We start from the raw sequence: 21,224 nt of genomic DNA on the forward strand, positions 1-21,224 counted from the left end.
ATTAAAAGTTTCCAGCTTCTGCCTCTTCAGTGTCTTCACTCCCTTGAACTGCTTGGAAGTTAACTGCGCGAGCAGGGACAACTGTTGAAATTGCATGCTTATAAACCATTTGATTTACTGTGTTCTCTAGTAAAATAACAAATTGGTCAAATGACTGAATTTTGCCTTGTAATTTTATGCCATTTACCAAAAAGATTGATACTGGAATGCGCTCACGACGTAGTGCATTCAAAAATGGGTCTTGTAACGATTGGCCTTTTGCCATGTTATTATTCCTTCGTTCTAGGTGTTATTATAATTAAGTGGCTGAACTTATTTGATAAAAAACAATATTCAACTACTACTAGCTTAGCGAACTTACTACACGATGCAAGTTTTCTTCGTCACCCGTTGTTAACCAAGTAACATCAGGCCAACTACGAAGCCACGTTAACTGACGTTTTGCCAATTGACGTGTTGCTGCGATGCCACGAAAAACCATTTCATCATGGTTTGTTTCACCCGCAAGGTAATCCCACATTTGTCTATAACCAACACAACGAATAGAAGGCATATTGGGGTGTAAATCCTTACGTAGATATAGGGTCGAAACTTCATTTTCAAACCCCTGATCAATCATTATTTTAAACCTTTCTTCAATTCGGCGGTGTAATTCGCTGCGTTCTTGCGGTGCAATCGCAAATTGATGAAAAGTATAAGGTAAAGCCGGCTGTTTTTGCTTTTGCAACTCAGTCATGGTCTTACCAGTTAACTTGTAGACCTCTAAAGCTCGATTAATTCTTTGTGAATCATTTTCACTTATTTTTTCGGCTGCTTTTGGGTCAACTTTAGCTAATTCTTTATATAAATGAGGCCAGCCAAATTCTTTAGCTTGCGCTTCTAGTTCTGCTCTTATCGCTGTATCTGCTTCAGGCAAAGGCGATAAACCATCAATTAAAGATTTGAAGTACAACATTGTACCTCCAACTAATACAGGCACTTTACCTTGTCTATGAAATTCGTCAATTTTTTGTACTGCATCTCGCCTAAAATCAGCCACTGAATATGTTTCACTCGGGTCGAGTAAGTCAATCAGATGGTGCGGAGCTTTAGCTAGTTCTTCAGCATCGGGTTTTGCAGTACCAATGTTCATATCTTTATACACTAACGCTGAATCAACGCTGATTATTTCTGTATTTAAATGCTCGCACAGTGAGATTGCCAATGCTGTTTTACCCGCAGCAGTTGGACCCATTAAAAATATGACTGGTAAATTACTCAACACTGATACCTTAATCTAATTGCGTTAAATAGTGATTTAGCTCTATTTTAACTGCTTTTGCGCGCAAGCGTTCAATAGTTTGCGGATTATTTTGTAAGCGCATTTGTTGCGCTAAAAACACATTGCTTAAATAAAACCGGGTCGGGACACAGTTCATTTGCCACTCCAACCAATTTTCTATATTTTCAAGCTGTGCTTTACATGCATTAAGTAGCTCACCTACTGCTGCACTTACATCAAGTAAATATAAACACGCTGGTAATTTTTTAACCATTACAAACTGTTTTTCTATGACCAGTTCAAAACCAAGTAAGGTAAACCACGATTGTTGGGCTTCTATAAGTAAGCAATCTTCTTTTTCTAGATTTACTCGTACAGGTAACAAAAGGGCTTTCCCTTCTAAACTGCCAAACTCTTTAATTTGATTATGCCAGTCATCCACTAATGCATATTTAAAATGTGAGCAATACAATTGCTGCTCTTCACTAAATACACACATACCTTCACTAACACTAATAATAGAAACAGCCTGTAAAACATTCCTAGCAGGCTCTACCTCGTTTTGTGGTGCTGGTAAGTTTGTTAAATTGTCAAAATGCGCAGCGTGTTGCTCACTGACACCTTGATAGAAAGCATTTACATCATGGTGACTCGTATTTGGTGTAGCCCGATATCCCCCATTACCTCCGCCCGTTCTAGTGCCTGATGATGAGCTACCAGCACTTCCAGAATAAGAGGGCTGTAATTGCGATTTAGGATAATCAAACACGGCTTCGCTCTGAATATTATTAGCAGTGCTATGCGTTGTTCCCATGAACGCTGGCACGGACTCAGTTTCTGTGTTTACAGGTTCGTTACTAAATTCGCCTTGCAGTGGTACTACTACCTGCTTAATGGCTTGCAATATAAAATCATGAATTAAGCGCCCTTGATGAAAGCGCACTTCATGTTTAGCAGGGTGAACATTTACATCAACCTGTCGTGGGTCAATATCAATATAAATAACAAACCCCGGAAGCTCTTGAGTGCCACTTACTTCTTCAAATGCTTGGCGTATAGCATGCAAAATAAGCTTATCGCGCATCATGCGATTATTCACATAAGTATACTGTGTCGTATTAGCTGAACCTACAGGTAGCACCCAACCATGCAGCTGTAAGCCGCCCTCTCCTGATTGAATATGCAAACCTTGCTCAGCAAAGGCCTTACCTGCAACTTGTGCTACACGAGTAATAGCCTGCGAGGGATCTGTTTTAGCACGATACTGCCTTACTACTTTTTCATTGTGAGTTAGTGTAATAGAGACATCAAAACGACTAAGCGCAATACGCTTTATCAACTCATCAATGTGGCTAAATTCAGTTTTTTCGGTACGCAAAAATTTACGACGAGCTGGGGTGTTAAAAAATAAATCTTTTACTTCAATAGTTGTGCCATCAGGGTGCGCTACTGGCTTTACTTGAACGGCCATATCGCGACCTTCTGCAAATGCTTGCCAGGCTGCTTCTTGCTCTTTAGGTTTTGAGCTCAGCGTTAAACGCGATACAGAGCTAATTGACGCAAGCGCTTCGCCTCTAAAACCAAGTGAACAAATATTTTCGAGATCATCAAGCGACTTTAATTTACTGGTAGCATGGCGAGAAAGTGCAAGCGTTAGCTCATCTTTACTTATCCCTGAGCCGTTGTCGCGAATACGAATAAGCTTATGACCACCACGCTCTATATCTATTTGAATACGTGTAGCGCCAGCATCTAAACTGTTTTCGACCAACTCTTTTACTACCGACGCTGGGCGCTCAACCACTTCGCCTGCGGCAATTTGGTTAGCTAAACGCGCGGGTAATATTTCAATATTCATTAATTTCCTAACAGATATATTTTAGTGATGATTTAGCTTTGCGGTATATCGAGCTCTTGCCCAATAAATAAAGTATTAGAGCTAAGCTTATTAACTTGTTTTAATTTAGTGACCGTAATGCCATAGCGACTCGCCAACATACTTAAAGACTCACCCGGGCGGACTTTATGCTTTGTTGGATATTGAGATTTTAATTTGGCAAATAAAGAATCATCGGGTGGATTTTTTAAATAATAATTTTTAATTGAAGTAAATATAGCTTTAGCCAAACGCTCTTGATGATTAGCGTTTTTAAGTAGTTTTTCTTCTCGCGGGTTAGATATAAACCCTGTTTCTACTAAAATAGACGGAATATCTGGTGATTTAAGTACAGCTAGACTCGCATGTTGCGGATCTTTTTTATGGAGCTTAGCCACTTTACGTAGCTCTTTAACCACTTCGTCGGCTACATTTAAGCCGGTTTTCATAGAGTGGTCCATCGACATATCAAGCAGCGCCTGCGCCAGGTATTTTTCGTTAGCGGCATCTTTCATTACATCTGCAGCACCACCTAAAAGCTCAGAATGCTTCTCCTTATCTTCTATCCATTTACCTATTTCTGAATTAGCTCGCCTTAATGACAAAACCCAAACAGAGGCACCATTTGGTCCCGGGCTTGTAAATGCATCCGCGTGAATAGAGACAAAAAAGTCGGCTTTTTTTTCACGAGCACGATTGGTACGGGTATTTAGTTTTACAAAATAGTCACCGCTTCGCACCATGCGCGAAATCATCCCACGCTCACCATCAATCATACGCTCTAAACGTTTTGCAATTTGCAGTGTTACCGTTTTTTCGTACGTACCAGACGGCCCAATTGAACCGGGATCTTCGCCGCCATGGCCCGGATCAATTGCAATAACAATATCGCGTTCTTGGCTTAGTTGGCGGTTTTTGGCTGCAGTTTGAGTAGGAGAGGTAACTACAGCAGCTTGGCTTTTATTGTATAAATCAACAACGAGTCTATTTTTATAAGGACCTGTAGGTGCTAAAGCAAATACAACGGGCTTTACTGGCGTACTTAACTCAAACACTAAACGTACGCTTTGTTTATTTTTAGGTTTCGAGTAACGTAATTTACTTACTATTTGATGTTTTGGTGGCACACCAGGTAGTATTTTTAATTCGCTGGTATTTTCTAAATCAATCACCAAGCGGCTAGGATTTTTAAGCATAAAATAGCTAAAGTCGGGCTTATCATTTAAATCAAATACCACGCGCGTACTATCTGGGGATGGCCAAACGCGTACACTATTGATTGTATTTTTAGCCCACAGCGGCAAGCTTATGGTAAAAACCATAAGGTAAATAAAGAGTTTAACTACACCTCGGCTCATTTGATAATTACTGCCTTAACTATATTATTATTTGTTATTTAGTTTTTCGACAATTGCTACACCGCGCTCACTAGCACTATTAATAACAATTTTACGCTCGTTACCCATATAGCTTAGAGTAATATCTAAATCAGGCACAGGAATAAATTCGCCACCTTTTTCTGGCCATTCAACAACACAAATTGCATCTGGTGAAAAATAATCACGTATTCCCATGTATTCAAGTTCTTCAGGATCACCTAAGCGGTACAAATCAAAGTGATAAACATTTGCGCGTTCGAGTTCATAAGGTTCTACAAGTGTATATGTTGGACTTTTAACCTTACCTGTATGGCCAAAACCTTGTACCACACCTCGTGTAAACGTTGTCTTACCTGCACCCAAATCACCATGCAAATAAATCACCGCACCTTGCTCAATAATATCAGCAACACGGTTACCCATTGAGACCGTGGCTACTTCATCAGTTAAATGAAATTCAAAACTACGCGTCATTACTACCTCAAAAATTCATTCAAAAGCGCATATTTGCTAATCATACCAGAATATTAATTTAAGGCGATAAATTGAAGTTTCAGGCATAAAAAAACCAGATAAACTTATAATCAAAGCAGTATTTGGATATCTATTTTTCGATACTTTGAAACTGTATCATTACAATCAAATAAGGTAAGTGAATCTTTTGGGCTAGAAGACAGTAAAAAAAAGTAACACCACTAATTAGACAACTAAATGCATGCGTTAAAGTAACTGAAATATCAAGCCTTATTATCTTATTTTTCTACTCCAGCAGCCAGCCCTACTAACAAAACATAACTGGCACACGAAACTCCAGCCACTCCCTATATACCTTCCATATTTTCAGATGAGAGGGCTAACATACTCAGCTTTATACACAATTTACAGCAGCTTTAAATACAAAAAGCCCCAGCTAATGCCGGGGCTTTTTTACAAAACTAACTTAATTAAAAAAATTAAGCTTGTTTTGGACTAGAAATAACGTCTACTAAAGTCCAAGATTTATTCTTAGAAATTGGTGCGCATTCACGGATAGTAACTACGTCACCCGCTTTTGCTGTGTTATTTTCGTCATGTACGTGTAACTTAGTCGTACGTTTAATGAATTTCCCATAGATTGGGTGCTTCACATAACGTGCGATAGCGATAGTGAAAGATTTTTCCATCTTGTCGCTGATTACACGGCCTTGAAGAGTACGAATTTTATCGCTCATTATTGACCTGCCTTCTGGTTAATAACTGTTTTTACACGCGCGATATCGCGGCGTACTGTTCTTAGCGTGTGTGTCTGAGCTAACTGACCAGTGCTAGCTTGCATGCGCATATTAAATTGCTCACGAAGTAGTCCTAGAAGTTCAGCATTAAGCTCTTCTACGCTTTTGTCTTTTAGTTCGCTAGCTTTCATCACATTACCGTCCGAGTTACGAAAGTTGTTTTGAATGGCAATTTACGAGCAGCAAGGTCGAATGCTTCACGAGCAAGCTCTTCTGAAACACCTTCCATTTCGTAAAGTACTTTACCAGGCTGAATTTCAGCAACCCAATATTCAACAGAACCTTTACCTTTACCCATACGAACTTCAAGAGGTTTTTCTGTAATCGGTTTGTCAGGGAAGACACGAATCCAGATTTTACCTTGACGTTTCACGTGACGCGTCATAGCACGACGAGCTGCTTCGATTTGACGAGCAGTCATACGGCCACGGCCAGTTGCTTTCAATCCGAAAGTACCGAAGCTTACTTTGTTACCGTTTTGCGCTAAGCCGCGGTTGCGGCCTTTGTGCATTTTACGGAATTTTGTACGTTTTGGCTGTAACATTAGTCGCTACCTCTACTTAGCACTTTTCTTGGCTTTCTTTGGTGCGCGTTTAGCTGGCTTCTCTTGCTCTTGTACTAGTGGTAAACCACCAATAACTTCGCCTTTGAAGATCCAAACTTTAACACCAATGATACCATAAGTGGTTAAGGCTTCAGAAGTTGCGTAATCGATATCAGCACGAAGAGTATGTAGAGGTACACGACCTTCACGATACCATTCTGAACGTGCGATTTCAGCGCCGCCAAGACGACCGCTAACTTCAACTTTAATCCCTTTAGAACCGATGCGCATTGCATTTTGTACCGAACGCTTCATAGCGCGACGGAACATAACACGACGTTCTAGTTGAGAGGCAATGCCGTCTGCTACTAGTTGTGCATCTAGTTCTGGTTTACGTACTTCAGAGATATTAATCTGAGCAGGTACACCAGCGATTTTAGTTACCGCTTGACGTAATTTTTCTACGTCTTCGCCTTTTTTACCGATAACAACACCCGGACGAGCCGTGTGGATTGTTACTCGGATTGATTTTGCTGGACGCTCAATAACGATTTTAGACACAGAAGCCGTTTTCAATTCCTTTGTAAGGAATGTACGAACTTTGTGATCGCCAAAAAGCTGTGCAGAGAAATCTTTTGAACTCGCGTACCAGGTAGAAACCCAAGGTTTAGATATACCTAGGCGAATACCAGTAGGATGAACTTTTTGTCCCATTACTTATACTCCTAGCTATCTGAAACCATAACAGTGATATGGCTTGTACGCTTAAGGATGCGGTCTGCGCGTCCTTTAGCACGAGGCATAATACGTTTCATTGTAGGACCATCGTCCACAAAGATCGTTGTTATACGAAGCTCATCAATGTCAGCACCTTCGTTATGCTCTGCGTTAGCAATAGCAGACTCAAGTACTTTCTTAACTAATACAGCGGCTTTCTTAGGGCTGTACGCCAGGATTTCTAGTGCGCGATCTACAGGTAACCCGCGGATCTGATCTGCAACTAGACGTGCTTTTTGCGCCGAACCAGAGGCGAATTTATGTTTAGCTAATGCTTGCATTTATCTTCCCCTCTTATCGTTTCTTCGCTTTCTTATCCGCAGCATGGCCACGGTAAGTGCGAGTTGGTGCAAATTCACCTAGTTTGTGACCGATCATTTCGTCAGAAACGAAAACTGGTACGTGCTGGCGACCATTATGGACAGCAATGGTCAATCCGATCATGTTAGGTATGATCATTGAACGACGGCTCCAAGTTTTAATTGGCTTTTTCTCACCGCTTTCCAAAGCTTTCTCTACCTTCTTCAGCAAGTGTAGGTCTATAAAAGGACCCTTCTTGAGAGAGCGTGGCATGGCTATTCCTCAATATTACTTAGTACGACGACGTACTATAAATTTATCCGTACGCTTGTTCTTACGCGTCTTCGCACCTTTAGTCGGTTTACCCCATGGAGACACAGGATGACGACCACCAGATGTACGACCTTCACCACCACCGTGTGGGTGATCTACCGGGTTCATGGCAACACCACGAACTGTCGGACGAATACCACGCCAGCGATTTGCACCTGCTTTACCAAGTGAACGAAGCATATGCTCAGCATTGCCTACTTCACCTAGAGTCGCACGACAATCAGATTCAACTTTACGAACTTCGCCTGAACGAAGACGTAATGTTACATATTGACCATCACGAGCAAGGATTTGAACGTATGCACCAGCAGAACGTGCTATTTGAGCACCTTTACCTGGTTTTAATTCTACGTTGTGAACAGTCGAACCTACAGGCATATTACGCATTGGTAATGCATTACCAGGTTTGATTGGTGCATCAACACCAGACTGGATTGCATCGCCAGCTTTTAAGCCTTTAGGTGCGATAATGTAACGACGCTCACCGTCTGCATATAATACAAGAGCGATGTTTGCGCTACGATTTGGATCGTATTCTAAACGTTCAACAGTAGCTGGAATGCCATCTTTAGTACGTTTAAAATCGATTAAACGGTAGTGTTGTTTATGACCACCACCGATATGACGAACCGTAATACGACCATTGTTATTACGACCACCTGATTTAGAGTTTTTCTCTAAAAGTGGTGCGTATGGCTTACCCTTATGTAGATCAGAGTTAACCACTTTAACTAGGTGACGACGGCCCGCAGAAGTAGGCTTACACTTTTGAAGTGCCATAATTCTATCCCCTTATTACTCGGCGCCGCCGACAAAGTCTAGCTCGCTGCCTTCTTTAAGAGTAACGTAAGCTTTCTTCCAGTCGCTACGACGACCGAAACGTGCGCCAGTACGTTTTGTTTTACCCTTAACGTTAAGTGTGCGAACACCAGTTACTTCTACTTCAAAAAGCTTCTCAACTGCTACTTTAATTTCAGCTTTAGTTGCGTCATTTACTACTTTAAAAACAATAGTATTGTTTTCTTCAGCAGCAATTGTGCTTTTTTCAGAGATATGTGGAGCAAGGATCACTTTTAAAAGACGTTCTTCGCGAATCATGCTAGCGCCTCCTCAAGTTGCTTAACAGCAGCGGCTGTAATAAGTACCTTATCGAAAGCAATTAAGCTTACAGGATCGATACCAGCTACATCACGTGTGTCAACCTTATAAAGGTTACGTGCCGATAAGAAAAGATTTTCATCTACTTCTTCAGTCACGATAAGAACATCTTTAAGCTCAAGTTCTTTAAGCTTAGCAACTAGTTCTTTAGTTTTTGGTGCTGCTAGAGCAAAACTTTCAACAACGATTAAACGCTCTTGACGAACTAATTCAGATAAGATGCTTTTAATCGCACCACGGTACATTTTACGGTTTACTTTTTGGCTGTGGTCTTGTGGTTTAGCTGCAAAGCTAACGCCACCTGAACGCCAAATTGGGCTACGGATTGTACCGGCACGTGCACGGCCAGTACCTTTTTGAGCCCATGGTTTTTTACCACCACCGCTTACTTCAGAACGTGTCTTCTGAGCACGAGTACCTTGACGAGCGCCTGCTGCGTATGCAACAACTACTTGATGTACTAATGCTTCGTTAAACTCACGTCCAAAAGTAGCTTCAGAAACTTCAAGACCGCCAGAAGCGTCTTTAATTGCTAATTCCATCACTAAATCTCCAGGACTTATGCTTTAACAGCTGGTTTAACGATAACGTCACCGCCAATAGCTCCAGGTACTGCACCCTTAACTAAAAGCAAATTACGCTCAGCGTCAACGCGAACTAGTTCTAAGTTTTGAGTCGTTACACGCTCAGCACCCATATGACCGGCCATTTTCTTACCTTTAAACACCTTACCAGGTGATTGGTTTTGACCGATTGAACCAGGAGCACGGTGAGATAGAGAGTTACCATGTGTAGCGTCTTGCATGCTGAAATTCCAGCGCTTAACACCACCTTGGAAACCTTTACCTTTAGAAGTACCGGTTACGTCAACCTTGTTGATTTCGTTGAATAATTCAACAGTAAGCTCAGCGCCTACTTCAAAATCGCCTTCACCACCGTTAAGGCGGAATTCCCACAGACCGCGACCCGCTTCAACACCAGCTTTAGCGAAATGACCCGCTTTAGCTTTGTTTACACGACTTGCTTTTTTAGTGCCTGCGGTTACTTGAAGCGCGTTATAACCGTCTGTTGCGTCAGATTTGATCTGAGCAATGCGGTTAGGTGTCGCTTCAATAACTGTCACAGGGATAGATACACCATCTTCAGTGAAGATTCGTGTCATACCCACTTTACGACCGACTAGACCTAATGCCATTTTCCTAAAACCTCTCTAATCTTTCGATTAACCCAGGCTGATTTGAACATCAACACCAGCAGCAAGATCTAAACGCATAAGCGCGTCTACAGTCTTGTCAGTTGGTTCTACGATGTCAATCAGACGTTTATGGGTGCGGATCTCGTACTGATCACGCGCATCTTTATTAACGTGCGGTGAAGTTAGTACAGTAAAACGTTCAAAGCGTGTAGGTAGTGGAATTGGTCCACGTACTTGTGCGCCAGTGCGTTTCGCAGTTTCCACGATTTCTGCCGTTGATTGGTCAATCAAACGGTGGTCAAAAGCTTTTAGGCGAATACGAATGCGTTGATTTGACATTCTTAACCTCAATATAAAGAGCATATAAAAGAGCATAAAAAAACGACCGAAACAATCTTAAAACTTAAGATGCCGGCTGTTTGATTATATCTACGTTGAGTTCCAAATCGGAACTCCTGTTTATTAGCTTGAAATCCAAGCTTAATTTATCCTTTCTAATTCCAAGAGGAATTTTGAAAGCCTGCGTATTATAGAGGTATTGGTGATAAATGCAACAACTATTTAGAAACAATACAATGGCTGTAAATTTGATTAAATAAGCGTCCATAAATGCTTACTCGCTATACTTGAACTAATAGCTCTACTTGCTAGTCAATAAACAAGTTAACACCTTAATTACGCAAACTAAGTGATTTTTAGATATTATGGTATCCTACTGCGCTAATTTTGCCTTTAATATCAATTCGCTTAATAAAGTGAGCTATTTTGAGGCTGGAAAAATGTGTTGATAGCTAGGCAAAAAATTCGCTATTTAGTTGTTCTAAATGAGAATTTTTTAACGCAGGTAGCGACACATTTAGCCCCGCAAAATGATTAAGTATTATTGCGGATTGGTATAATACTCTCAATATGGTGAGTCGATGCGTATTTTTAATTATTGTTTAAATGTTATGTCTGCTGGATTTAGCCGCTTATTTGTGAAAAGCAAAGTGCTGCCAGAAAATCCTATTAAACAGTATGATCTAAACCCTGAGTATCCTACATTTTATATAGTGCGCCTAAATTCGCGATTTGATTTAGCCGCCCTTGCACATGCGTGTAAAAAAAATGGCCTACCTAGCCCAACTGAAGAACAAGTATTAGGCAACCAAGATTTAGACCGCTTTATTGGCATTAAAAACCCACCACCACTGTTTGGTGATGAAGCTAAGCCAACAAATGCTTTAGCCCAGAGTAAACAAATTATTGAGTACTTAATAAAAAGCGGGCAGCAAAATGTACAAGTTGTTCCGGTTACTATTTTATGGGGACGCGACCCAGGTAAAGAAAAGCCAGGATTACGCACTTTAATCACGCACTCCCTAACTCCTAGCTGGTTTAGAAAGATTTTTGTGGTGTTGTTTTCAGGTCGCGATAACTTTATTCGCTTTAGTCAGCCTCTCGACTTATCGCTGTTAGTGAATGAGAAAGCAGACGTAAGTGAATTACCACATAAGTTGTTACGTGTTGCACGTGTACACTTTAAGCGTCAAAAACTTGCAGCTACGGGCCCTAAAATGCCCTCTCGCGAGCAATTATTTAATTCATTATTAGCATCACCTACAATAAAAAAAGCAATTCAAGATGAAGCTAAAGCTAAAAACATCAGTCAAACCGAAGCGCGCCAAAATGCACTTAAGCTACTTGATGAAATAGCGGCTAATTACTCTGAGGCGATGATACGTGTAGCTGAAAGGTTTTTAACCTGGTTGTGGAATAAGCTTTATAACGGTATAGACATTAATCATGCTGAACAAATTCATGAGCTAACCGATAAAGGCCATGAAATTATTTATATGCCTTGTCATCGTAGCCACATGGACTACTTACTGCTTACCTACTCTATTTATCATTTAGGTTTAGTGCCACCGCATATTGCTGCGGGTGTAAATCTTAACTTTTTCCCTGCTGGCGGTATATTTAGACGCTCAGGCGCATTTTTTATTCGTCGCTCGTTTGCCGGTAATAAGCTTTACTCAGCCATATTTAAAGAGTATTTAAGCCAGCTATTTATTAAGGGCTACTCTGTTAAGTTTTATACAGAAGGTGGAAGAAGCCGTACTGGGCGTTTGCTACCGCCTAAAACCGGCATGCTCTCAATGACCTTACAAGCCATGCTGCGCGGAATAGACAGACCTATATCTATTGTTCCTGTGTATATTGGCTATGAGCATGTAATGGAAATTAATACTTATCTTAAAGAACTAGATGGTAAAGATAAAAAAGGCGAATCTATATTTGGTATTTTTAAGGCAATCAAAAACCTTAAAAACTATGGCCGTGGTAATTTAAACTTTGGTGATCCAATTTCGATTAACCAATACTTAAACGATAACCAACCAGATTGGCGTGATTCAATACACCCAACTGACGTGCAAAAGCCACAATGGTTAGCACCACAAGTAACTAAGCTTGCCGACCAAGTGATGGTTAAAATTAATAATGCGGCGGCGCTTAATGCGGTTAACTTACTAGCGATGATATTGCTGGTTAACGATAAACAAGCATTGAGTAAACCAAAGCTATTAGCACAACTTGATTTTTATCTGCGTTTACAACGCGACGCTAGCTACAGCGATAAAGTAACAGCCCCAGACGAAACGCCAGAGCAATTACTAACGCATGCATTAAAGCTTAATAAGTTTGAGGTAATAAGTGATGAGTTTGGCGAAATTATTACTATTAGCGATAAAGAAAAAGTATTGTTTAATTATTACCGCAACAATATTTTACACTTGTTTGCAGTACCAAGCTTAATTGCGTTGCACTTATTTAAGCAACACAGCACGACCATTGAGCAATGCCAGCAACTTGTAAAAACGTTTTATCCGTTGTTTGCCAAAGAGTGGTACTTGCAGCCTCTTGATGAAAACTACATAACACGTATTTTAGCGAACTTTGCAGATCAAAACTTAATTGAGTTTGATGGTGACAATATTCATATAACAAACGGTAATGACTGCTTAGCTAAGCTAGAAATGCTTGGGCGAGCACTTAGCTTTACTCTGCAACGATACGCTATTGTGATTGGTTTTATTCAAACAAGTGATGGCATTGAAAAAGCCGAGCTAGAGCGAGAAAGTCAAGTGTTAGCACAACGTTTAGGCACACTACATGGAATTAAAACACCTGAATTTTTTGATAAAAAGGTGCTTGTTAGCTTTATTGAAAACTTACGTGGTGAATCATTAATAACAGAAGGTGATAGAGGCTTAGTAGGTAGTACACAACTTTGTGAAACCTATGCACACCTTAAAACATTACTGCCAGCACGCGTCTGGCAGTCAATCAGCGATATAGTACAAGATCAGTGTAACTAGTACTATAAAAGGGGGTTAGCGCTGGCGCATAACCCCTTCTTGCATTGTTGAGGCAACTAAGTTGCCTTGGCGATCAAAAAACTGCCCGCGTACCAAGCCACAACCATTGCTCGCGCTTGGACTATCAATTGAATACAAAATCCAATCATCCATTCTAAACGGGCGATGAAACCACATTGCGTGGTCTATGGTCGCTACTTGCATATTTGGCTGCATAAACGATACACCATGAGGCTGTAATGCAGTTGGTAAAAACTCAAAGTCAGACGCATACGCAAGCAGATAATTATGAATGCGTTGATCGTCTGGCATTTCACCATTAGCTTTAAACCAAATATGCTTTACCGGCTCCATAACTTCTGGTTTAAATGGATTATGAAAAGTAACTGGTCGCATTTCAATCGGCATTTCACGCGTAAACTTATTACGGATGACTTCAGGGATATGCGAAGCGTTATCTTGGTAAAACTCAAGTGATGAACGCAGGTCTTCAGGTGCGGGAACATCAGGCATTGTCGCTTGATGCGACAAGCCATTTTCCTCACCCTGAAATGATGCGGTCATATAAAAAATCGGTTTACCGTACTGAATCGCTTTTACTCGGCGAGTACTAAAGCTCTTCCCATCTCGAATCGTTTCTACATCATAAACAATCGGTTTAGCAGGATCGCCTGGGCGTAAAAAGTAAGAATGCAATGAGTGAACTATACGCCCTTCGGGTAGAGTTTCTTTAGCTGCAGAAAGTGCCTGCCCCATAACCTGACCGCCAAATACAGCACCAAAGCCTAAGTCTTGGCTTTGCCCTCGGTACAAACCTTTCTCAATTTCTTCAAGTGATAATAGCGACAACAAATCATCTAATACTTGGCTCATTATTTCTTCCTCAATCCCCAGATAAGTTAATGATACTATAGACTACAACTATGTAAATCTTTGTTAGGAGTACTCTCATCGCTTACTGGCTTTTTAAAACCGAACCCGATTCCTTTTCGATTGATGATTTAAAAAACGCACCAAAACAAACGACCCTCTGGGAAGGCGTGCGTAATTACCAAGCACGAAACTTTATGCGTGATGGCGTTAAAGTCGGTGACTCAGTCATGATTTATCATTCAAGCTGTAAACACGTAGGCGTAGCTGGCATTGCTGAAGTGACACACAATGCCTACCCAGATCCTACACAGTTTGATTTAAGCAGCGATTATTACGATGCTAAGGCCACCAGCGACAAACCACGCTGGGTTGTTGTTGAGGTAACTTATCAAAGCCACTTAAACAAACTTGTTAGCCTTAAGGATATTAAAGCGAATAATAATATTACTGAAATCGCACTTAAAAAAGGTGGGCGATTATCAATTATGCCCGTCACTAAAAATGATTGGGATGAAATAATTAAAATGGCGCAGTAGCAACCCTTTCCTTCTGTTTGACCTAATTTCACTGAGTTTGATATGATCCGCGCCGACTTATAGCTGGAGGATTAATGAAATTACTGTATTGGTTAGATGAATGGTTAACTCTCCCGCGAGATGAACAACAAACCCAACTGCCTATGTCGGGTAGTGACTTACTCGGCGATGTATTTGTTAAGTATGAATTTGTTGACGTTAATAAGCCCCTGCTTTTTACTTTTTCTCCTGCTGGTACTAATGTGCAAGAACAAGATCTCAATCCTGATTTTGCACCTTGGGGTTATCATCTAGCTCAAAAACAAAACGTAAACATCATCGCTTTTCAGCACTTGGGTAAAAGTAATTGGTTTCGTAATCGAAATTTAATATTCTTTCTCGAGCAATTATCAACATTACTTACGCCGTTTAATTGTCGGTTAGGTTACGGTCTAAGCCGTGGCGGATTTGCTGTTGGTGCTTTTGCTAAATTATTAAAGCTAAACCAAGTGCTATTCTTTCATCCGGTAAGTACTAAAAATAAAGAGTTAGTACCATGGGATGACCGCTCTAGTACCGATATAGCTCAGCAGTTTGACTGGCAACAGGATTATCACGATCTAGATTTAGGTGATGCCCAAGGCTATATTATTTACGATCCGACTAATCGCATAGACCGCATGCACGCTAAGCGCTATAAGCAATTAACTCACTTGCGTGTATTTGGTATGGGCCATGGCACACACGCCACATATTTAAATAAGTTTGGATTTTATAAGCAAGTGGCTATAGATTTTATTCGCCATCAGCAAATTGATATTGCGCAATTTCGCCTGCAAACAAAAACGTTGCGCTTAAAAGAAGACTATTATCAAAGTCTCAATACAGCTAATGCAGACTCACCCCATCGTTTAGCATTATTGAGTACAGCACATAAAATTTTAGCTGATGAAAAAGAAGTGCATGTACAAGAGCACCAAGCAAAAATTGATATTCAGCCCTTGATTGATGTGGCGCTCAAGCACCAAGATGAACACCCTAATGATGCTATTCAGCTATTAGAAGTCGCCCAGCAGCTGCTACCTGACGACCCTCTAATTGAGCATAAACTTAAACAGCTAGAAGAGTAGTACTCCAGCAAAAGCGGCTATAAAAACTAACGACTCTATTTTGCCTTTTTCTTTTTGTGCCCATGCTTGGGCACAATGGCAAAGTACATCATTAATCCTAACCACGAAAATATAATTATTCCCATTAGCCAGCCGTTCTTTTCATGGCCCTTTGTGCGCTTACTATTAAGTACAATAACGACAGGTAATATGTAAGCACTTAAAACAACAATTAAAAATACAACTTCATTCATTATTTTTCTAGGCTAGACCAGTCTACTTCACTACTTAATACTCGTTCTACCGATATATAATGCAAAATATCGCCTTCACTTACTTTGTAATCTAATGGTGGGTTTAAATCCATATTTTGAGCACTTAGGTTATGAGCTACGCCTAACAGTATTGCATCATGCTCAAGTTTAAAGTGATGAAACAAAGTACCAAACTCCATTTCTTTACTGTCTTTTGGTATTGCTAAGCTAAATTGTGTATCACCACGCAGCGTAGAAAGTAGCTCTTCTTGCACACGGCTAGAGCCTGGATCTTGCATGGAGCGTACTAGTATTTCTGCTGATTTAGCACTGCTGCATTCTACATTTTGACAATGCTCTAGTAGCATATCTACTTTAGTTTCATCTAAAAAGTGAGCGCTTATATGGCAGTCGTCTTTTACTAAGCGACTAATACGCAGTGCTGTGGTAAATGTTTGGTCATCATCTTGCCCATCAATAATCACTTTATCGGCACGACGAATAGCGACACGCTCTAACTCTCCTAAGTTTGTAAAACTAGTTAAACGTGCAAAATCGACGCTTTCGTTAGCTAAAAAAGGATGATCCATTTGCTCGGTTACCGCGAGTAAAATACGACGATCGGTTCGTTTCGTATCTGCCAAAATGTAATCAATCATCTTTTTTGTACGAGTATCATGCCAACCAAAAATAATAATATGGTTGTTACTGTGGGCAAAGTTTTTATCACCAGTCATAGCGCGCCTAATTAAGTAAGTAACAGTTTGTCCTGCTTTTCCTAGCAAAACACCAAATAAAGCTAAACCAAATGGAATTTGTATTAATGCAACCACCCAACGACCCAGATCAGTAGTTGGACTAAAATCACCATATCCCACTGTTGATGTTGTTACTGTGTAATAGTAAAAAAAGGTAGTAAGCGAAGTTAACGCTTCCTCGTTTGCTATAAACAATAATCCCCATGTTAATAGCATATGAGTCAAAATAGCTAATGCTACTGCTTGCCAACTCAATTGATCTATATGAGCACGAAGAAGTAACGCTAGCCTTTTAAATATCACCGGCATAATACAAAGTCTTTGTTATTAAGTTATCTATAAACAGTACGTTACTGTAAGCGCTGCTTTTAAGCAATGTTTAAGCTTTTAACCGTAAATATAAGACTAAATGCTGTTTGCCAATAGTGATTTTTCATGATTAATTAGCGTTAAAATAATAACCAAAACAGTTGTATTTATGCTTAATAAAATAGCCACGCCCTTTACCAAACTTGTAGAGCGCTACCTTCCCGATCCCTTTATATTTGTGATTTTACTTACAATAATTACTCTTATCAGTGCAAGCTTATTTACAACCGCAACCAGCATTGAAGTACTCCAAGCATGGGGTGGTGGGTTTTGGAACTTATTAAGCTTTGCCATGCAAATGCTACTAGTGTTAATTACAGGCTACATGTTGGCAAGTACGCCACCTATAAGTAAGTTATTAGAAAAACTAGCAACATTTGCAAGCACCGCACCTAAAGCAATTATATTAGTCACGCTTATTTCGCTTTTAGCGAGTTGGTTAAATTGGGGATTTGGTTTAGTTATTGGTGCTCTATTTGCCAAAGCAATTGCTAAATATACCCGTGTTGATTATCGATTATTAGTAGCCAGCGCTTACTCAGGTTTTGTTGTATGGCATGGCGGATTAGCAGGTTCGATTCCTTTAACTATCGCAACCGAAGGTCACTTTTCAGAGGCCCGTATTGGTATTATTAGTACAGAGCACACTTTATTTGCCGGTTTTAACATAGCCATATTAGTAGGCTTATTTATTATTATGCCGCTTGTTAATCGCTATATGCTGCCAAATGAGCAAGAAAGCGTATATATCGATCCAACTATTTTAAAAGAGACAACACCTAAGTCCACAACAATAACCAGACCCGCCCAACATTTAGAACAAAGTAAACTACTCGGTATGGCAATTGGCTTATTAGGTTTGGCATATTTAGGCTATTACTTTTTTATTGCTGGCGGAAACTTAAACCTTAATAGCGTTATTGCCGTGTTTTTGTTTTTAGCTATTACGCTGCATCAGACACCTCATAATTTACTTAATAGCCTACAACAAGCAATCCCAAGTGGCGCTGGTATTGTTATTCAATTCCCTTTTTATGCCGGCATAATGGCGGTAATGGTTGATAGCGGATTAGCGCAGCAAATATCGCGTGGCTTTATTGCCGTTGCAGATGCTGATAGCTTGCCATTTTTTAGTTTTATAAGTGCAGGGCTTGTTAATATGTTTGTTCCTTCTGGCGGTGGCCAATGGGCTGTACAAGCACCTATTGTAATACCTGCAGCGCAAGAACTAGGTGCCGATATATCTCGCGTTGCAATGGCTGTTGCATGGGGTGATGCATGGACTAATTTAATTCAACCTTTTTGGGCATTACCAGTCCTTGCTATCGCAGGCTTAAAAGCAAAAGATATTATGGGGTTTTGTGTTGTGCAGTTGTTTGTAACTGGGGTTTTTATATCGCTAGTATTGAGCTTTTATTAATTTTGAAGGAGCTGTAATAAATATTACAGCTCTCTCCTACCGGGGAGATAAAACCTAGCTCGATAAAATAGTCATCGGCAGACTCAATATTGGATTTTCTGAATCGGCAAAATGCATCATTACGGCTACATGCCCAGCGACTACAATGGCGTACATAACCGCTGAAAAGCCTTGGCCATATTTATCTAGCGGCATTAAGTGTGAGTAGTGACGGCCTCGCCACTCAAATACAATTTCCAGCGCACCTACAAACAAAAAGAATACCAGTAACATTAAGCCAAATGTGTAGCTCAGCCATAAACCAAATAGCACGCCTAATAAACATACGCTTAAACCAATCCATGAGCGCATTGAGAAGCTGATACTTTTTAATACATGCCCGCCATCAAGCGGCAAAATTGGTAACAAGTTAAATAAATTTAGTAACGCACTAAGCACCGCCACACCTGCAAATATTTCCATCTCAGTGGTGTAATATAAAACGACACCCAGTACTGAGGTAATTAAACCAAACGCGGGTCCCATTAATGATATAACGACATCCTGCCAACGCGTTGTTATTTTATCGTCGCTTACAGCGAGCCCACCTACGAATGGGATTAAGTAAATACCTTTGGTTTTTATGCCAAAGTATTTCATTGCTCGCACATGGCCATACTCGTGTACAACTAAGCAACCAATTAACATTAGTGCAAATTCAATACTAAATAACCACGCATAGCCTGCAACAGAAGCCCCCGCAAGCACTACTTTAATGACCTTAGCACTTTTAAAAAGCTTAAAGCCTAATGCAGCCAGACCTAAGAAGCCTTTTTTAGGTGACCCATTTGTAGGTGCTGGTAGCGCAAGCTGTGTTGCAAATTGCTCATCCACAAAAAGCGAAATACTTTGCTCTTCCACCGCTCCAGTATCAATACCAATTACTTTGTTGTCGTGAGTAAACTGATAATAGTTTTCACGAGGGTTATCAAAGGTAATGGCTTGTTGTCCATGAAACACTTGCACTATTTTTTGCCCAGACACCATAAGCGAAAATGGTTGCTCGGCTAAGGTAAGATCTATTCTTATCATAATTAAGACCGTTTAAAACAATGGCGCTAGTATACCTAATCAACTTAAAAACACGAGTGAAGGCGTTCAGTAACTATTTTCAAAATAAAAGTATTTGATACTGACAAAATAAAAAAACACGACTACTTTTATAGTAATCATAAGCTATGCATTGAAAGGGATAACAGTGAGTAAAATAGTGCCTAACATTTTAGTTGTTGACGACTCAAAAGCGATTTTGATCGTGATGGAGGCTATATTTAATGAGTTAAATATGTCTGATAATGTAGTTACGTACTTAAGTGCGGCTGAGGCACTAGATAGAGTCGCTTCTGATATTAACTATTTTGATGCTATTTTTACCGATCTAAACATGCCAGAAATGGATGGCATGGAATTAATCCGCCACTTAGGAGGATTAAATTATCAAGGCGGTATTATTATTGTTTCCGAAATGGACCATAAAGTTATTAGTTTGGCTGCCAATCTTGCCAAGCAACACAATGCTCATCTCATAGGCAACATTACTAAACCAGTGCAGCTATCTCAGGTAAGTAAATTACTCATTAAAGTAGCGCAATTAAATAGCCATACTTTATTAAAAGAGCCATCCATTTCAGAGAAAGAGCTTATTGAAGCGTTAAAAAATGATGAAATAACCCCTTTTTATCAACCAAAAATAAATGCTGACAGTAATAGAATCGAAAGCGTTGAAGTATTATCCCGTATTGTATCGAGTAAAAACGGCAACGTTATTTTACCTAACCGTTTTATAAGCGTTGCCGAGCAACACAATTTAATTAATCAAATTACATTTTCTCTTTTTGAAAAGGCCACCAGCGAATTCAAAAATATGAAAGCACAACTAGGTCATGATTTTAAAATGGCCTTTAACTTATCGCCAACCCAGCTCGATGACCTAAACTGCCCTAATAAATTACTACTTATTTTAGAATTAAACCAACTCACGCCTAGTAATATAATTATAGAAATAACAGAACAATATGCACTTTCTAGCCTCACGCAGTTAGAAACGCTAAATAGATTAAGAATGCACGGCTTTGGCGTATCGCTAGATGACTTTGGGGTTGGTTTTACTAATATAAATCAACTTCGCAATCTTCCATTTACTGAGGTTAAAATAGACCGCTCACTTATCAGCCATATAGAAACAGATTTATTTTCTCAAGTAGTGGTAAGTTCATTATTTAATATTACAAGTAAAGACCGTTTAGATTTAGTTGCAGAAGGGGTTGAGCGTCCAGAAGAGCTTGCTTATTTAAGGCACTATAAAAGAAACTTAGCTATACAAGGTTTCTTATTTAGCTGCCCTAAACCACAAAGCGAGTTTATATCTTGGGCTAAAGATTGGGCTAAAACTGATAGAAGCACAGCTTAAAAAGATATTAATATTTACTCGGGG

Annotated in this window: 25 protein-coding genes; 5 read left to right on the top strand and 20 right to left on the bottom strand. The window is 40.0% G+C overall.

Annotation, left to right across the window (positions count from 1 at the left end):
• Position 1: 1 nt before the first annotated feature.
• The 16 genes from hfq to rpsJ form a co-directional block, all read right to left on the bottom strand.
• Entirely contained in the window at positions 2 to 265 is a 264-nt protein-coding gene (hfq, locus tag PX700_RS04485; protein WP_024597268.1) for an RNA chaperone Hfq, read from the bottom strand.
• Positions 266 to 343: 78 nt separating this feature from the next.
• Positions 344 to 1,261 carry a tRNA (adenosine(37)-N6)-dimethylallyltransferase MiaA gene (gene miaA / locus PX700_RS04490; protein ID WP_415637375.1) on the bottom strand — a complete coding sequence of 306 codons (918 nt, stop codon included), beginning with the start codon at positions 1,259 to 1,261 and terminating at the stop codon, positions 344 to 346.
• A gap of 10 nt (positions 1,262 to 1,271) precedes the next feature.
• Positions 1,272 to 3,119 carry a DNA mismatch repair endonuclease MutL gene (gene mutL, locus PX700_RS04495; protein ID WP_479519977.1) on the bottom strand — a complete coding sequence of 616 codons (1,848 nt, stop codon included), beginning with the start codon at positions 3,117 to 3,119 and terminating at the stop codon, positions 1,272 to 1,274.
• A 32-nt stretch (positions 3,120 to 3,151) separates the two neighbouring features.
• Positions 3,152 to 4,495 (bottom strand): N-acetylmuramoyl-L-alanine amidase, encoded by a 1,344-nt coding sequence (locus PX700_RS04500; protein ID WP_479519978.1) that lies wholly within the window; start codon positions 4,493 to 4,495, stop codon positions 3,152 to 3,154.
• A 27-nt stretch (positions 4,496 to 4,522) separates the two neighbouring features.
• On the bottom strand, positions 4,523 to 4,990 hold the full coding sequence (tsaE, locus tag PX700_RS04505; protein WP_197238485.1) for a tRNA (adenosine(37)-N6)-threonylcarbamoyltransferase complex ATPase subunit type 1 TsaE: 468 nt from the start codon (positions 4,988 to 4,990) through the stop codon (positions 4,523 to 4,525).
• A 479-nt stretch (positions 4,991 to 5,469) separates the two neighbouring features.
• Positions 5,470 to 5,727, bottom strand: a complete 258-nt coding sequence (gene rpsQ, locus PX700_RS04510; protein ID WP_002957888.1) for a 30S ribosomal protein S17 — start codon at positions 5,725 to 5,727, stop codon at positions 5,470 to 5,472.
• On the bottom strand, positions 5,727 to 5,918 hold the full coding sequence (gene rpmC / locus PX700_RS04515) for a 50S ribosomal protein L29 (protein WP_002957889.1): 192 nt from the start codon (positions 5,916 to 5,918) through the stop codon (positions 5,727 to 5,729). The genes rpsQ and rpmC overlap by 1 nt, the downstream gene beginning before the upstream one ends.
• A complete protein-coding gene (gene rplP / locus PX700_RS04520; protein WP_002957890.1) occupies positions 5,918 to 6,331 on the bottom strand; it encodes a 50S ribosomal protein L16 in 414 nt (137 codons plus the stop codon). The genes rpmC and rplP overlap by 1 nt, the downstream gene beginning before the upstream one ends.
• A gap of 12 nt (positions 6,332 to 6,343) precedes the next feature.
• Positions 6,344 to 7,045, bottom strand: a complete 702-nt coding sequence (rpsC, locus tag PX700_RS04525) for a 30S ribosomal protein S3 (RefSeq protein ID WP_002957891.1) — start codon at positions 7,043 to 7,045, stop codon at positions 6,344 to 6,346.
• An 11-nt stretch (positions 7,046 to 7,056) separates the two neighbouring features.
• A complete protein-coding gene (rplV, locus tag PX700_RS04530; RefSeq protein ID WP_002957892.1) occupies positions 7,057 to 7,389 on the bottom strand; it encodes a 50S ribosomal protein L22 in 333 nt (110 codons plus the stop codon).
• Positions 7,390 to 7,402: 13 nt separating this feature from the next.
• Positions 7,403 to 7,681 (bottom strand): 30S ribosomal protein S19, encoded by a 279-nt coding sequence (gene rpsS / locus PX700_RS04535; protein ID WP_004588689.1) that lies wholly within the window; start codon positions 7,679 to 7,681, stop codon positions 7,403 to 7,405.
• Positions 7,682 to 7,696: 15 nt separating this feature from the next.
• Entirely contained in the window at positions 7,697 to 8,521 is an 825-nt protein-coding gene (rplB, locus tag PX700_RS04540; RefSeq protein ID WP_002957895.1) for a 50S ribosomal protein L2, read from the bottom strand.
• A gap of 15 nt (positions 8,522 to 8,536) precedes the next feature.
• Positions 8,537 to 8,839, bottom strand: coding sequence for a 50S ribosomal protein L23 (rplW, locus tag PX700_RS04545; RefSeq protein ID WP_002957896.1), 303 nt, complete (start codon positions 8,837 to 8,839; stop codon positions 8,537 to 8,539).
• Positions 8,836 to 9,441 carry a 50S ribosomal protein L4 gene (gene rplD, locus PX700_RS04550; protein WP_002957897.1) on the bottom strand — a complete coding sequence of 202 codons (606 nt, stop codon included), beginning with the start codon at positions 9,439 to 9,441 and terminating at the stop codon, positions 8,836 to 8,838. The genes rplW and rplD overlap by 4 nt, the downstream gene beginning before the upstream one ends.
• 17 nt (positions 9,442 to 9,458) lie before the next feature.
• Positions 9,459 to 10,094, bottom strand: coding sequence for a 50S ribosomal protein L3 (rplC, locus tag PX700_RS04555; protein ID WP_002957898.1), 636 nt, complete (start codon positions 10,092 to 10,094; stop codon positions 9,459 to 9,461).
• Between the two features lie 27 nt (positions 10,095 to 10,121).
• On the bottom strand, positions 10,122 to 10,433 hold the full coding sequence (rpsJ, locus tag PX700_RS04560; protein WP_002957900.1) for a 30S ribosomal protein S10: 312 nt from the start codon (positions 10,431 to 10,433) through the stop codon (positions 10,122 to 10,124).
• Between the two features lie 581 nt (positions 10,434 to 11,014).
• On the opposite strand from rpsJ, the gene plsB reads away from it, so the two are divergent.
• Positions 11,015 to 13,453 (top strand): glycerol-3-phosphate 1-O-acyltransferase PlsB, encoded by a 2,439-nt coding sequence (gene plsB / locus PX700_RS04565; RefSeq protein WP_479519979.1) that lies wholly within the window; start codon positions 11,015 to 11,017, stop codon positions 13,451 to 13,453.
• Positions 13,454 to 13,468: 15 nt separating this feature from the next.
• Here plsB and tesB read toward each other — a convergent pair whose 3' ends face one another.
• Complete coding sequence (tesB, locus tag PX700_RS04570) at positions 13,469 to 14,326, bottom strand: acyl-CoA thioesterase II (protein WP_166420405.1); 858 nt, start codon at positions 14,324 to 14,326, stop codon at positions 13,469 to 13,471.
• A gap of 77 nt (positions 14,327 to 14,403) precedes the next feature.
• On the opposite strand from tesB, the gene PX700_RS04575 reads away from it, so the two are divergent.
• Both PX700_RS04575 and PX700_RS04580 read left to right on the top strand, forming a co-directional pair.
• Positions 14,404 to 14,862, top strand: coding sequence for an EVE domain-containing protein (locus PX700_RS04575; protein ID WP_479519994.1), 459 nt, complete (start codon positions 14,404 to 14,406; stop codon positions 14,860 to 14,862).
• Positions 14,863 to 14,936: 74 nt separating this feature from the next.
• Positions 14,937 to 15,971, top strand: coding sequence for a cytosolic protein (locus PX700_RS04580; protein ID WP_479519980.1), 1,035 nt, complete (start codon positions 14,937 to 14,939; stop codon positions 15,969 to 15,971).
• 35 nt (positions 15,972 to 16,006) lie between these two features.
• On the opposite strand, the gene PX700_RS04585 is transcribed toward PX700_RS04580, so the two are convergent.
• The gene (locus PX700_RS04585; protein WP_197238481.1) at positions 16,007 to 16,204 is read right to left on the bottom strand and encodes a PLDc N-terminal domain-containing protein; all 198 of its coding nucleotides are present in this window, start codon (positions 16,202 to 16,204) and stop codon (positions 16,007 to 16,009) included.
• Positions 16,204 to 17,271, bottom strand: coding sequence for a potassium channel family protein (locus tag PX700_RS04590; RefSeq protein WP_415637369.1), 1,068 nt, complete (start codon positions 17,269 to 17,271; stop codon positions 16,204 to 16,206). The genes PX700_RS04585 and PX700_RS04590 overlap by 1 nt, the downstream gene beginning before the upstream one ends.
• A 169-nt stretch (positions 17,272 to 17,440) precedes the next feature.
• Here PX700_RS04590 and PX700_RS04595 point away from each other — a divergent pair, with 169 nt between their 5' ends.
• Positions 17,441 to 18,751, top strand: a complete 1,311-nt coding sequence (locus PX700_RS04595) for a short-chain fatty acid transporter (protein WP_479519981.1) — start codon at positions 17,441 to 17,443, stop codon at positions 18,749 to 18,751.
• A 54-nt stretch (positions 18,752 to 18,805) separates the two neighbouring features.
• Here the strand turns inward: PX700_RS04595 and PX700_RS04600 are convergent, their stop codons facing one another.
• On the bottom strand, positions 18,806 to 19,822 hold the full coding sequence (locus PX700_RS04600; protein ID WP_479519982.1) for a metalloprotease: 1,017 nt from the start codon (positions 19,820 to 19,822) through the stop codon (positions 18,806 to 18,808).
• 166 nt (positions 19,823 to 19,988) lie between these two features.
• Here PX700_RS04600 and PX700_RS04605 point away from each other — a divergent pair, with 166 nt between their 5' ends.
• A complete protein-coding gene (locus tag PX700_RS04605; RefSeq protein WP_479519983.1) occupies positions 19,989 to 21,200 on the top strand; it encodes an EAL domain-containing response regulator in 1,212 nt (403 codons plus the stop codon).
• Positions 21,201 to 21,224: the final 24 nt, after the last annotated feature.

Source organism: Pseudoalteromonas sp. TP27 (assembly GCF_056470645.1).